The sequence below is a fragment of the Nitrincola sp. genome, assembly GCF_048264025.1.
In the GTDB taxonomy this organism is placed as follows: domain Bacteria; phylum Pseudomonadota; class Gammaproteobacteria; order Pseudomonadales; family Balneatricaceae; genus Nitrincola.
The window spans coordinates 30,733-44,035 of sequence record NZ_JBLXDN010000016.1 but is presented as its reverse complement, the minus strand read 5'-3'; the positions used below and the strand labels follow the sequence as shown (position 1 = coordinate 44,035).

9 protein-coding genes are annotated in these 13,303 nt (G+C 50.7%); 7 read left to right on the top strand and 2 right to left on the bottom strand.

Features of this window, described 5'->3' with window-relative positions; all coding sequences use genetic code 11:
* Positions 1–14: 14 nt before the first annotated feature.
* Positions 15–1,364 (bottom strand): tRNA (N6-isopentenyl adenosine(37)-C2)-methylthiotransferase MiaB, encoded by a 1,350-nt coding sequence (gene miaB / locus ACN0R1_RS12880; protein ID WP_417583464.1) that lies wholly within the window; start codon positions 1,362–1,364, stop codon positions 15–17.
* A gap of 181 nt (positions 1,365–1,545) precedes the next feature.
* On the opposite strand from miaB, the gene ACN0R1_RS12875 reads away from it, so the two are divergent.
* The 6 genes from ACN0R1_RS12875 to ACN0R1_RS12850 all read left to right on the top strand — a co-directional run bounded on the left by ACN0R1_RS12875 (position 1,546) and on the right by ACN0R1_RS12850 (position 8,806).
* The gene (locus ACN0R1_RS12875; protein ID WP_417583462.1) at positions 1,546–1,869 is read left to right on the top strand and encodes a DUF1820 family protein; all 324 of its coding nucleotides are present in this window, start codon (positions 1,546–1,548) and stop codon (positions 1,867–1,869) included.
* A 93-nt stretch (positions 1,870–1,962) separates the two neighbouring features.
* Complete coding sequence (locus tag ACN0R1_RS12870) at positions 1,963–3,408, top strand: sigma-54 dependent transcriptional regulator (protein WP_417583460.1); 1,446 nt, start codon at positions 1,963–1,965, stop codon at positions 3,406–3,408.
* Entirely contained in the window at positions 3,405–4,478 is a 1,074-nt protein-coding gene (locus tag ACN0R1_RS12865; protein WP_417583458.1) for a sensor histidine kinase, read from the top strand. Before ACN0R1_RS12870 ends, ACN0R1_RS12865 begins: the two co-directional genes overlap by 4 nt.
* 3 nt (positions 4,479–4,481) lie before the next feature.
* On the top strand, positions 4,482–5,867 hold the full coding sequence (locus tag ACN0R1_RS12860; RefSeq protein ID WP_417583456.1) for a sigma-54-dependent transcriptional regulator: 1,386 nt from the start codon (positions 4,482–4,484) through the stop codon (positions 5,865–5,867).
* 191 nt (positions 5,868–6,058) lie between these two features.
* Entirely contained in the window at positions 6,059–8,017 is a 1,959-nt protein-coding gene (gene acs / locus ACN0R1_RS12855) for an acetate--CoA ligase (protein WP_417583454.1), read from the top strand.
* 126 nt (positions 8,018–8,143) lie between these two features.
* Positions 8,144–8,806, top strand: coding sequence for a response regulator (locus ACN0R1_RS12850; RefSeq protein ID WP_417583452.1), 663 nt, complete (start codon positions 8,144–8,146; stop codon positions 8,804–8,806).
* A gap of 9 nt (positions 8,807–8,815) precedes the next feature.
* On the opposite strand, the gene ACN0R1_RS12845 is transcribed toward ACN0R1_RS12850, so the two are convergent.
* A complete protein-coding gene (locus ACN0R1_RS12845) occupies positions 8,816–12,751 on the bottom strand; it encodes a NahK/ErcS family hybrid sensor histidine kinase/response regulator (RefSeq protein WP_417583450.1) in 3,936 nt (1,311 codons plus the stop codon).
* A 291-nt stretch (positions 12,752–13,042) separates the two neighbouring features.
* On the opposite strand from ACN0R1_RS12845, the gene ACN0R1_RS12840 reads away from it, so the two are divergent.
* The gene (locus ACN0R1_RS12840; protein WP_417583448.1) at positions 13,043–13,303 is read left to right on the top strand and encodes a DUF4212 domain-containing protein; all 261 of its coding nucleotides are present in this window, start codon (positions 13,043–13,045) and stop codon (positions 13,301–13,303) included.

Below are 13,303 nucleotides of genomic sequence, written 5' to 3'. Positions count from 1 at the left end.
GCCGGCATGCCGGATTAATGGGTTGTGTCGAGTTCGGAGCTGACTAACTCACCGATCAGCGAATTGGCGTAGGCCTGAATAATTTTCACATCGGCAAAATGACCGATCAGATCGGGGTTGTCACTGCGAAAATTTACCACCCGGTTATTCTCAGTTCGACCGGACAGTTGTCCTGGATCTTTTTTGGAATAGCCATTGACCAGAATGCGCTCGACTTTGCCCACCATGCGACGGCTGATCGCCATGGCTTGCTGGGTAATACGATGCTGCAGCAGGCTGAGGCGCTGTTTTTTGACCTCATCGTCCACATTGTCAGGCAGGTCAGCTGCCGGGGTGCCTGGGCGACGGCTATAAATAAAGCTAAACGACGCATCAAAACCGATATCATCAATTAACTTCATCGTGGCTTCAAAATCGGCCTCAGTTTCATTGGGAAAGCCAATAATAAAATCTGATGAGAAACTGATCTCAGGACGCAGCTTGCGAATACGGCGGAGTTTCGATTTATATTCCAGTGCGGTATGCCCGCGCTTCATCGCCATCAAAATACGGTCTGAACCACTTTGTACCGGCAGATGTAAATGACTAACCAGTTCGGGAACCTCGCCATAGACCTCAATCAAGCTGTCACTGAACTCAACTGGATGAGAGGTGGTGAAACGTATCCGGTCTATGCCGTCAATCGTGGCAACACGACGAATAAGCTCGGCCAGATCAACCTCGTCACCCTGAGGTGTGTCACCGCGATAGGCATTGACGTTTTGCCCCAGCAGATTGACCTCGCGAACGCCCTGGTCAGCCAGTTCCTGGCATTCATTCAGAACATCCTGCAAGGGGCGGCTGACTTCCTCACCACGGGTGTAAGGCACCACACAAAAGGTACAGTATTTACTGCAGCCTTCCATAATAGAGACAAAGGCTTCGGCGCCTTCCGCTCGCGGTGCTGGCAGTCGGTCGAATTTTTCAATTTCTGGAAAGCTGATATCGACGATGCCAACGCTGCCCTTGCGGCTTTCGTTGATCATCTCTGGTAAGCGGTGCAAGGTTTGCGGGCCAAAAATCATATCGACATAGGGCGCGCGGTCACGAATCGCATTACCTTCCTGACTGGCTACACAACCCCCTACGCCGATTATCAGCTCTGGGCGCTGTTCTTTAAGTTTGCGCCATCGACCTAGCTGATGGAATACCTTTTCTTGAGCCTTTTCACGAATAGAGCAGGTGTTGAGTAGCAGTATATCCGCTTCATTGGCGTTGTCCGTCAGCTCCAGGGCGTGACTGTCGCCCAGCAAATCAGCCATACGGGATGAATCATATTCGTTCATCTGACAACCATGTGTCTTGATAAACAGCTTTTTGCTCATGTGTTACCTGCAATCCGGACTTGGGTTTTAAATAGGGCGGTAATTATAGCTGACGTGTCGCTGGGTCGCTATACGCTGTCTATTTTGTAACCAATTTTTATTGAATGCTTGAAACACATGACTAGCGCCCCGATTTATAAGAGGTGAATTGTCTTTTTTAACCCGGAGTGAAGCGAATTTTATGGCTGCTGAAGAACCTATCTACCGAGTCGCCTTTGTGAATCAGGATAAGGTGTATGAATTGTACGTCCGGCATGTGTTTCAGAGTGACCTCTGGGGCTTTCTTGAGCTGGAAGGGTTTGTGTTTGGTTCGCGTTCCGAATTGGTCGTGGACCCCTCAGAGGAAAAGCTACGTCAGCAGTTTGGTGAGGTCAAGCGAACCTATGTGCCGATGCATGCAGTGATTCGCATCGATGAGGTGCGTCAGAGTGGTGTGGCAAAAATCAGCGATGCCAAGGGAACGATTAGCCAGTTTCCAGTCATGCCACCGAAAAAATCAACTTAACCGTGATGAAATTGATGATTAAATAGTCAAAGTATTGACGTAAATGCGCGCCCAAGGTAGTGTTGCGGCAGACATCTTAGCCGGTTTGCACGCATGAATAGTAAATTTTCTGACGTTTTAGTCCTGGATGATGAACCAGAACGCCAGCTGGCCCTTAAAACTTCCTTGGAGTTTATGGGCCTAAACTGTCATATTTTTGACTTTGTTACCTGGCTGCAACAGGGTCGAAATTTTGATTTATCCAAAATTGGACTGGTAATGATTGGCCAGAGTAGTTTGCCGATCGCCTTGGATAAGCTGATCACAGAACTACGTGTTGGTCAGCGTCCTTTACCCAAGCTGCTGCTATGCGAGTGGTCCGAACTGGACTCCAGTGATCTTCTGCAACTGGGCATTCTGGGTAGCTTTCTGCCACCCTACCGTTACAACACTTTCATTGATCTGTTGCACCGTTGCCACGTGTTTTTTAACCGTGAAGAAGCCGAACGTCAGCCTGCAATCGAGTGTGAGGGGTTTGTCGGACAGAGCGAACGTATCTGTGATATTCGCAACTTGATTGCACAAGTGGCCTGTCGTGATGTCAGTGTATTGATAACCGGCGAGTCGGGTACTGGTAAAGAGGTAGTGGCGCGCGGACTTCACCAGCACTCCCCTCGCTGTGACAAGCCCTTTGTGCCGGTTAATTGTGGCGCTATTCCCTCGGAGCTGTTAGAGAGCGAGCTGTTCGGGCATGAAAAGGGAGCGTTTACTGGTGCCATCAGTAGTCGAGCAGGGCGTTTTGAATTGGCTGACGGAGGCACGCTGTTTCTGGATGAAATCGGCGATATGCCCTTGCCGATGCAAGTAAAGTTGCTACGAGTGTTGCAGGAACGTCAGTTTGAGCGTGTGGGTGGTAGCCGCACACTGGAAGTGGATGTGCGTATTATTACCGCTACACATAAAAACCTGGAAAAGATGATCGTTACAGGTGAGTTTCGCGAAGACTTGTATTACCGGCTGAATGTGTTTCCTATCGAGATGCCACCGCTGAGAGAACGGGTGGAGGATCTGCCTTTGTTGATTGCGGAGTTTTCCAAGCGCCTGGAGTCCCAAGGTTTGGGTGGATTACAGTTTCTTCCCGATGCACTGGAGTCCTTGCGGCGTCACCCTTGGCCGGGCAACGTTCGGGAGTTGTCCAATTTACTCGAGCGGCTGGCCATTATTAATCCTGGTGGGGTTATCGGTGTGTCTGAGTTGCCGCCGAAGTTTCGCCATGTGGATGAACCAGATCCTGCGCGTTATGAGGTTGCTCAAGGGCACGTTAGCATGAATGATGAAACTCAGGGCGCGAGCTCATCCAGTGTAAGGCTGGATAGTCTCCCGCATTCATGGCAACAGGGTATGGATCTGAAGCAGTATCTTGAAAACATGGAACAGCAGTTAATTGAACAGGCGCTGGATCAATCGGCTCAGGTAGTGGCACGAGCCGCCCGAGTGCTGGGTATACGCCGTACCACACTGGTAGAAAAGATGCGTAAATATGGAATCGTGCGCTTATGAGCTCAGAGTTGAATCAGGACGCCGTCACAGCACGCATTGCTGCCCTTGAAGCTGAGGTCTTGGCATTAAAGACCGAGAAACGTGCACTGACACGCCTGCGTAAACTGGTAAATTTGATGCCTACCGGGTTCCTGGTGATCGATAATCGTGGCCGTATCAGTGAAACGAATCCAGCAGCCGAAAGTCTGTTGGGCGTTAATCTGCGCGAACGCGCCTGGCTTGAGGTAATACAACAGTGCTTTGCACCACGCCCGGATGATGGCCATGAGGTTTCATTAAAGAATGGTCGCCGGATTTTGCTGTCAACCCTGGCGTTACCTGATGAACCAGGGCAGTTAGTGTTCATGACGGATCAGACTCAGACCCGTGATCTGCAGTCCAAGTTACATCATTATCAGCGCCTGTCAGAAATGGGACGGATGATGGCATCACTGGCTCATCAGGTCAGAACACCACTGTCAGCCGCGTTAATTTATGCCTCGCATCTGACGGCCGCTGAACTGTCAGACAGTCAACGTATACGTTTTGCCGGTAAGGTCCGGGTGCACCTGACGCATCTGGAGCAACAGGTGCGCGATATGCTGATTTTTGCACGCGGAGAAACTCGCCTGGAAAACCGTGTATCGGCGGATGAGCTGTTGGCGCGGATTGAAGATTTACTGGACCAGCCGCTGGCGCAATACAATGCCGAGTGTGACTTTATTAACACACTAGGTGATGCCAGCCTGCAGTGTAATCTGGAAGCGCTGCTTGGGGCCGTGCTGAATCTGGTAAACAATGCGTTGCAAGCGACGGGGCAGGGTGCGGAGCTGTTAATTCGTCTGGACCCAGATGCTGACGGGTTGCAACTGAGTGTTACTGACAATGGTCCCGGGATGGACGCTGAGGCTATCAGTAAAGCACTGGAACCTTTTTATACCACCAAGTCTCACGGTACCGGCCTGGGTTTGGCTATTGCACAGGTGATCGCTCGAGCCCATCACGGCCAATTTGAACTGATTTCAGCGCCCGGACAGGGCACTCGAGCCGTGTTTCGGCTACCCTTACTCAAGTCGTCAACACAGGATTAAGCTATGACATCCAAGGTACTGATCGTAGAAGATGATCTGGGATTGCGCGAAGCCTTGACTGATACCTTGGCACTTGAAGGTATCGGCTATGTGGAGGCGGGGTCTGGCGAGGAGGCATTGCAACTGCTGAAAACTCAAGCCGTGGATATGGTCATTTCTGACGTTAATATGCCGGGTATGGATGGTCATGCGCTGTTGGCACAGGTACGTAAAACCTATCCGATGTTACCGGTTGCGCTGATCACTGCCTATGGACAGGTGGAGCGTGCTGTCGACGCGATACGCCAGGGAGCGGTCGATTATTTGATGAAGCCCTTTGAGCCTTCACAGCTTATCGAGCTGGTGCAGCGCCATGCCGGTGGTGTTTTGGATACTGGCGCCGAAGTGGACCCTGTCGCCGTTGCGGCGTCCAGTCAGCAGTTGTTGCAACTGGCTCGTCGTGTGGCGGTCACCGACTCGACTGTACTGATTACCGGGGAGTCGGGTACGGGCAAGGAAGTGCTGGCGCGTTATATTCACACGCACTCAGGTCGAGTGGATCAACCCTTTGTGGCAATAAACTGCGCCGCTATTCCCGAAAGTATGCTGGAAGCCACCTTATTTGGCCATGAAAAAGGCGCTTTTACCGGTGCACTTCAAGCCGTGCCGGGTAAATTTGAGCAGGCCAACGGAGGGACGCTGCTGCTAGACGAAATCAGTGAGATGGATCTTGGGCTGCAGGCAAAATTGCTGCGAGTTCTGCAGGAACAAGAGGTCGAGCGCATCGGCAGCCGTAAGCTGATTAAGTTGAATGTCAGGGTGTTGGCGACCAGTAATCGTGATTTGGTGCAGTGTGTGGCCGATCGTAGTTTTCGTGAAGACCTGTATTACCGCTTGAACGTTTTTCCGTTGCAGTGGTTGCCGTTACGGGACCGACCTGAGGATATAGTCCCTCTGGCGCAACGATTACTGCAGTATCATTGCGGTAAAATGCGTCGTAATCTGGTGAGTTTATCTGAGGCGGCGGCGGCGGCTTTAACCACTCACCTCTGGCCAGGTAACGTCAGGGAGTTGGATAATGTCGTACAGCGGGCTTTGATTTTACAATCCGGTACACGGATTCAGCCCACCGATTTGCATCTTTCGGATTCCTCTATCACACTGCAAGATGAGGTAGTGATGGATAATTATCGACCAGAAACCCTTAAGCCTGAATCAGGTGCTGGCGTGTTGGACCAGGATTTGCGTCAGCATGAATATCAGATCATTGTTGAAGCCTTGGTTAGCTTTAAGGGCAGTCGTAAGTTGGCAGCCGATCATCTGGGCATCAGTCCGCGTACTTTGCGTTATAAGCTGGCAAAAATCAGAGAGCAGGGAATCGATCTGGAGCAGGTGTTAGCTGGTAAGTGAGCGCTCGCTCTTGTTGATCTATAGGACTAACGTAGCCCCCTTGATCAGACCAATGTCTAATTAAGAGGCATTCAAGGCTTCTGTATAAACAGAGTATCCAGAATTAGAAACGCCTGAATGTATCGTTACCTCGCGTAATAATCCGGCGTGAGAGTCAATAACAACAATTCCTAAGCGAAGGACGACAACCCATGAGTCAAGAAAATCTTTTTCCGGTCAAGCCGGAATTTGCTGCCAACGCACATATAGATAATGCCAAGTATCTGGCGATGTACGAGCAGTCCATTAATGATCCGGAAGCCTTCTGGGGAGAGCAGGGTAAGCGCCTGGACTGGATCAAGCCCTACACCAAGGTTAAAAACACTTCTTTTGATCCACATAATGTTTCTATTAAATGGTATGAAGACGGTACCCTCAACGTCTCTGCCAACTGCCTGGATCGCCACCTTGAAACCCGTGGTGATCAGGTAGCGATCATCTGGGAAGGTGACAGTCCTGATGAAGACGAAAAAATCACCTATCGTGACCTGCATGAGCGAGTGTGCCGGTTTGCTAATGCCCTTAAAGCTCAGGGCGTTGGCAAAGGCGATGTAGTTACCCTGTACCTGCCGATGATCCCTGAAGCCGCTGTGGCTATGCTGGCGTGTACCCGTATCGGTGCAATCCACTCTATCGTTTTCGGTGGTTTTTCACCGGAAGCACTGGCAAGCCGTATCATTGGTGCCAAATCCAAACTGGTGATCACCTCTAACTACTCATTGCGCGGTGGTAAGCAGGTTCCACTGAAAGCCAATGTTGATGATGCCATCGATAAGCATGGTGCCAGTGAATATGCTAAGTCAGTTGTGGTGGTTCAGCGCACCACCAAAGATGTTGCTTGGCACGGTGATCGCGATGTGTGGTATCACGAAGTTTGTGCGGCGGCATCAACTGAGAGTGTGCCAGAAGAGATGAATGCCGAAGATCCGATGTTCATTCTGTATACCTCAGGTTCAACGGGTCAGCCGAAGGGGCTGCAGCATACGACAGGTGGTTATCTGGTTTATGCGGCGATGACCCATGAATACATCTTTGATTACCATGAAGGCGATGTTTACTGGTGTACCGCCGATGTGGGTTGGGTAACAGGTCACTCCTATATTGTTTACGGTCCGCTGGCTAATGGCGCCACCACACTGATGTTTGAAGGGGTGCCGAACTACCCTGATTTCAGCCGCTTCGGTCGTGTTATTGAGAAACACAAGGTTAACCAGTTCTATACAGCACCTACCGCCATACGCTCGCTGATGCAGCAGGGTGAAGATGTGCTGGGTAATGCCGATCTGTCTAGCTTGAAGCTGCTGGGTTCTGTTGGCGAGCCGATCAACCCTGAAGCCTGGACCTGGTACCACCGTATCTTTGGTAAAGGCAATTGCCCGATTGTAGATACCTGGTGGCAGACCGAGACAGGCGGCATCATGATTGTACCACTTCCTGGTGCTACCGATCTGAAGCCTGGCTCTGCAACCCGTCCATTCTTCGGTGTACAGCCAGCTTTGGTTGATAATGAAGGTAATCCGATTGAAGGCGCTGGCGATGGCAATCTGGTTATTGCTGACTCCTGGCCGGGGCAGAGCCGGACTATCTTTGGTGATCATGAACGTTATGTTCAGACGTATTTCTCCACCTTCAAAGGTTATTACACTACCGGTGATGGTGCCCGTCGTGACGAAGATGGCTACTACTGGATTACCGGACGTGTAGATGACGTGATCAACGTGTCTGGCCACCGTATGGGTACGGCTGAAGTCGAATCTGCACTGGTTGCACACCCTGCAGTTGCTGAGGCGGCGGTAGTTGGCTATCCGCATGAGCTGAAGGGGCAAGGTATTTATGTGTATGTAACGCTGCAGTCTGGCTTTGAAGAGTCTGAAGAGTTGATGAAAGAGCTGCGTAACTGGGTTCGTTCTGAGATTGGACCGATTGCATCGCCTGACTTGATTCAGTTCTCACCGGGTATGCCGAAAACACGCTCTGGTAAAATCATGCGCCGTATTTTGCGCAAGATCGCAGAAGATGATTTCAGCGCGCTAGGCGATACATCGACTCTGGCCGATCCATCGGTAGTGGATGATCTGATTGAACATCGTATGAACCGCAAAACTAGCTGAAAAAATACCTGATTAGGCGTTTTTGTCCTGAAAACTCCCCTCTGACTCAAGTCAGGGGGGAGTTTTGCATTTAAAGAGATGCTATTATGCGGTTCTGAAAAAAACTGGGGTCGGGGGAGACACACTATGCAACTGGCACAGAAAGTTATAATCGCCGATGATCATCCGTTATTTCGCGCCGCATTGAAGCAGGCTGTCCTGCAGGCCGTTCCGGGTGTTGAAATCGTGGAAGCCGATTCATTAACTGCAGTGCAGGCAGCAGCTGAGCAGCATGCCGATGCTGATCTGATCCTGCTGGATATTCATATGCCTGGCGCACAGGGGTTTTCCGGTTTGGTGTTCTTGCGAGGGCAGCACCCTTCGGTACCTGTTATCGTGGTTTCAGGCAGTGAAGAAGTGCACGTAATGAAGCGTGCGATGGATTACGGTGCATCCGGCTTTATCCCGAAATCATCACCACTTGAAACCATATCAGAAGCTATTTCCCAAGTTCTTCAGGGTGATGAGTGGTTACCACAAGATATCAGTGACAGCATGGATGAGTTGCCCCAGGAAGACTATAAATTTGCCAATGCGATTGCTTCGCTGACGCCTCAGCAGTTTCGTGTACTGACGATGCTGACCGAAGGCTTGCTGAACAAACAAATTGCCTATGAACTAAGTGTTTCGGAGGCCACCATCAAGGCACATGTCACTGCGATTTTACGCAAGCTGGGTGTGCACAGTCGGACCCAAGCCGTTATAGCGGCTCAACGTCTGGGTGTTGAACCGCCCAAAACTGAAGTCTGAGGTTTTTAGCTACTCGCGTGCCTGTGCAATCACCCGATTGATCATGGCACGTAGGGCGGCGGGTCTGACTGGCTTGGTTAATAGCTGAGCCGCTGCTGCTTCAATCTCCATTTTGACCGCTTCAGTGCGGTCTGCGGTGATTACGATGCTCGGTACAGGTTGACGCCAGAGCGGTTGCAGTTGCTCCAGTGCCATTAACCCCGTATGAACATCACTTAAATGATAGTCTGCCAGAATAATGTCTGGCGTGAAACTCTGCTCTCTGATTCGTGTTTCAGCCTCATCGGCACTCAGGGCCGTGAGTACTTCGCAGGACCAGCCTTTGAGTAATGCCTGCATGCCTTCAAGGATTTTGGGTTCGTTATCGATTACCAGAATATGAATACCGATCAGGCCTTTACTACGAATCCAGCCGCGTTGCTCCGGTTTGCTGCGCACGGCCAGATCGGCTTGCCCCAGTGGTACTGTGACGCTGAATACAGATCCTTTACCCTGCCATGAGCGTACCGTTATTGCATGCCCGAGCATTCTGGCGATACGCTCGGTAATTGCCAGACCCAGGCCCAGTCCTTTAACCTGGCTATGGCGTGGGTTATCAATTCGCTTGAATTCCTCAAAAATCTCACTGATTTTGTCATCCGGGATGCCGACACCTGTATCCCAGACTTCTAATCTCAAGGATTGGCCCGTACGGCGAGCTCCAAGCAATACCTTGCCTGTTTGAGTGTAGCGCATGGCGTTGGACAGAAAATTCTGTAGGATGCGGCGCAACAGTGTGGGGTCTGAGTAGATCACCTGGTTGCAGTTCACATGGCGAAAATTTAGCTGGCGTTCGCTCGCTAGCGCTGAAAACTCAGCCGATAGGTTGCTCATCAAGCTGGTCAGGGAGAAGTGTCTGGGGTTCGCCTCCAGTGCACCAGCGTCCAATTTTGATATATCCAGTATGGTGGTGATGAGCTCTTCCGCGGCCCTCAACGAACCGTCGAGGTTTTCCACTAACTGATTAACTTCCGGCTCATAACTGTGCTGTGCCAGGGCCGAGGTGAAAAGCCGTGCGGCATTTAAGGGTTGTAGCAGGTCATGACTGGCAGCGGCCAGAAAGCGTGTTTTACCCAGGTTAGCGGCTTCAGCCTCAGATTTGGCTTGGCGCAGTTCATCTTCCATGAGTGCGCGTATGGTATTTTCCTTGCGCAGATCCTTGTTGGCGACCGAAAGAGCCAGGGTGCGCTCGCGTACACGATTTTCCAGGTTTTCATTGGTTTCCTGCAGGGCAAGTTCAGCATGTCGACGTTCAGTAATATCCTGATAGAGGGTAAAGTAACCCAGTAGGTCACCATGTTCGCCTTTATGAGGAATATAGGTAACTTCTGCAAAGCGGTCGCTGCCATCCGGTGTAGGCAATCGGGTTTCGAAACGCTGACGCTCACCAGCCAGTGCCTGATCTATATAGTGGCGTCGGTATTCATATTCCTCTGCTGATAGCACTTTATAACAGGGCACCCCGGCAATCGAGTGGCGATCAAGCCCGAAGGTGTCCGCATAGGCTTTGTTAACGAATAGGTATTGTAGCTGGGGATCGAGGTAGGCAATGAGCACAGGCACATTGTCAGTGTAAATACGAATATTCTGCTCACTTTCACGCAGCGCCTCTTCAATGCGCTTATGCTCAGTGATATCCATGTAGGTATTTACGTAGCCACCGTTAGGCATGGGGTTTCCACGCACTTCGAGTACCGTACCATCGGGTCGCAGGCGTTCGTATGAGTGCGGCTCCCGATCCTGCAGCAGACGTAAGCGCATCTGTACATGCACCTCGGTATCTCCGCCACCGTATTCGCCACGGCTGGCATTATGCCGAAAAATATCCACGATTGGCCGGCCAATGCAGACCAATCCATCTGGGTACTCAAACATTTCCACATAACGCTTGTTCCAGGCGACCAGTCGCAGATGTTGATCAACTACGCTGATTCCCATGCCGATATTTTCGATGGTGGACTGTAGCAAGGAACGGTTAAATCGCAGTGCTTGTGAGGCTTCGTCAACGATGGCGACGACGTCACCTATCTGCATCTCTTTGCCACGCAGGGTTGAGTCCATAACGATACGTGCCGAAGACGCACCAATAACACCGGCAAGTAAGCGTTCGGTATATTGAATCAGCTCAGAGGTGGCTTTATCACCACTGAGGGGGTAGGACTCGCCTCGCTGTAATGAAAATCCGGTAAAGGCGTGTTCGGTCCGCTGTGAGCCCAGAAAGCGTTCAGTCAGTGTTTGCAGGTCTCCGACAGTGACCTGTCCGAGCAGGCGTGATTGATCAGACAGGTCTTTGTTGTAGGCGTTGATAAAAGCGCTGGCCTGGATACGGTCAACCAGCCTTCCAGAGGAAAGCCGGGAAATAAGAATATATAGGATCAGGTTAACTGACAGGCTCCAGAACACCCCGTGTGTGAGCGGATCCATGCCTGAGAAGCCGAACAGGGCGGTGGGCTGCAGCCACTCAGCGGTGTTGAGTGTAGGAGGTAGCAGGGTATCCAGTACGGAAGGTATGACATTGGCTTCTCGCATGGTGGGTAACACCAAGGTGTAGCACCAGAGCAGCATGCCTGCACTCATGCCCGCCAGTACGCCGTGGCGGGTGGCATTTTTCCAGTAAATGCCACCAATGATTGCAGGCAAAAACTGAATTGCAGCGACAAAAGCGAGTAGGCCAAAGGAGGCTAGGGGGCCATGATCACCAAATACACGGTAGTAAAAATAGGCGAGTAACATCAGTCCGAGAATAGTGATGCGCCTGACGCGCAATAGCAGAGCCCCCAGGTCTTTAGACTCAGACAGCTTCAGCCAACGAATACGCAGCAGCAGTGGCATGATAATGTCATTGCACACCATGGTAGATAAAGTGATGCTGGCGACAATGACCATGCTGGTTGCCGCTGATAGCCCCCCTATGAAGGCAAGTACAGTGAGGTATTCCCAGCCAGCTACGCTGGGCAGCATGAGTACATAAGCATCAGCATCAGTATTGCTGCCTGCAAAGATATCCAGTCCGGCTACCGCAATGGGTAACACAAACAGGCCCAGCAATATCAGGTAAAGCGGAAACAGCCAGCGGGCCATGAGCAAGCTGCGCGGGTTGGTGCTTTCAACTACGGTAACGTGGAATTGCCTTGGTAGACAAATGACAGCGGCACAGGCGAGTAGTATTTCCGTCAAAAAACTGCCGGAAAAGGGTGTCTGAAAGTTTGGATTAAATCGCAGTTGTTCTGAAACGGCTGAAAGGGTATTTGCCGGCCCCTCAAAAAGATAAAACACTACAAAGAAACCAACCGCCAGAAAAGCGGTGAGTTTGACGACAGATTCAAAGGCAACCGCCAATACCAAGCCTGGATGATGCTCAGTGGCATCAATGTGACGTGTGCCAAACAAAATGCTGAAAGTCGCCATGAGTATGGCAACAAACAGTGCCGTATCACTGCCTTTACTGAGGGCTTCAGTCGTACCTGGGGCTATGGCGTTGTAACTGATGGCGACGGCTTTGAGTTGCAGGGCAATATAGGGCATGGTGCCCAGCACCGCGATGACTGTGACCATAACTGCGAGGCTTTGGCTTTTGCCATAGCGCGAAGAGATAAAGTCAGCAATGGTGGTGATATTTTGTTGCTTGCTGACCAGAATGATTTTTTCAATCATGTGCCAGCCAAGAATGAACACGATGACCGGACCGATATACGTGGCCATAAACTCCCAGCCGGTGGTTGATGCCCGGCCCACGGCACCGTAAAAGGTCCAGGATGAGCAGTAAACGGCCAGTGACAAGGAATAGACTACTGGGTGGCTGGCCCAGCGTTGTCCGGTGGCGCTTTTGTCACCGTAGTAAGCGATCGCAAACAGCAGCATCAGGTAGGTAATTGATATTAGAATTATGATCCAGCCGGACAGCATAGGGTTACCTGTAAATTCAATCAGTTTGGTCTAGTGTAACGTCTTGTAGATCACAGCACAGTCTCTGGTGATTTGTTCTTATACTATTGTCCTGTAAGGCGAAAGGTTTAGCTAGGTGTTAATTCTGATTTTTTCGAATTAATCGATTGATATAAAACAACAAATATTTGAATAAGTGTTGCTGCTGAGCGTTGTTCATACTAAAGTCGGGGCTTCTATTCCGCTGATTAATTTTGCAAGATTGTTCTTGGTAATTTCTCAACTCCAATAACAAAAAAATGGAGAGTAACTATGGCAGATGAAAAATCTAATGCTGCTGCGTACTGGTCGGCTAACGTCCGGCTTATCTTCGGGAGCTTGTTTGTATGGGCTCTTGTTTCCTACGGTTTCGCCATCCTGCTGCGTCCTTTGTTGGCCGGCATTGAAATAGGCGGCACGGATCTTGGCTTCTGGTTCGCCCAGCAGGGATCCATTCTTTGCTTCCTGGCGATTATTTTCCACTATGCGTGGAGAATGAACAAGCTGGATAAAGAATTTGGTCTCGAGGAGTAA

Bases quoted from the DNA above. Each gene is read 5' to 3' on its own strand.
- ACN0R1_RS12845 (WP_417583450.1), bottom strand. From the start codon at position 12,751: ATGCTGTCCGGCTGGATCATAATTCTAATATCAATTACCTACCTGATG.
- acs (WP_417583454.1), top strand. From the start codon at position 6,059: ATGAGTCAAGAAAATCTTTTTCCGGTCAAGCCGGAATTTGCTGCCAAC.
- ACN0R1_RS12875 (WP_417583462.1), top strand. From the start codon at position 1,546: ATGGCTGCTGAAGAACCTATCTACCGAGTCGCCTTTGTGAATCAGGAT.
- miaB (WP_417583464.1), bottom strand. From the start codon at position 1,364: ATGAGCAAAAAGCTGTTTATCAAGACACATGGTTGTCAGATGAACGAA.
- ACN0R1_RS12870 (WP_417583460.1), top strand. From the start codon at position 1,963: ATGAATAGTAAATTTTCTGACGTTTTAGTCCTGGATGATGAACCAGAA.
- ACN0R1_RS12865 (WP_417583458.1), top strand. From the start codon at position 3,405: ATGAGCTCAGAGTTGAATCAGGACGCCGTCACAGCACGCATTGCTGCC.
- ACN0R1_RS12840 (WP_417583448.1), top strand. From the start codon at position 13,043: ATGGCAGATGAAAAATCTAATGCTGCTGCGTACTGGTCGGCTAACGTC.
- ACN0R1_RS12860 (WP_417583456.1), top strand. From the start codon at position 4,482: ATGACATCCAAGGTACTGATCGTAGAAGATGATCTGGGATTGCGCGAA.
- ACN0R1_RS12850 (WP_417583452.1), top strand. From the start codon at position 8,144: ATGCAACTGGCACAGAAAGTTATAATCGCCGATGATCATCCGTTATTT.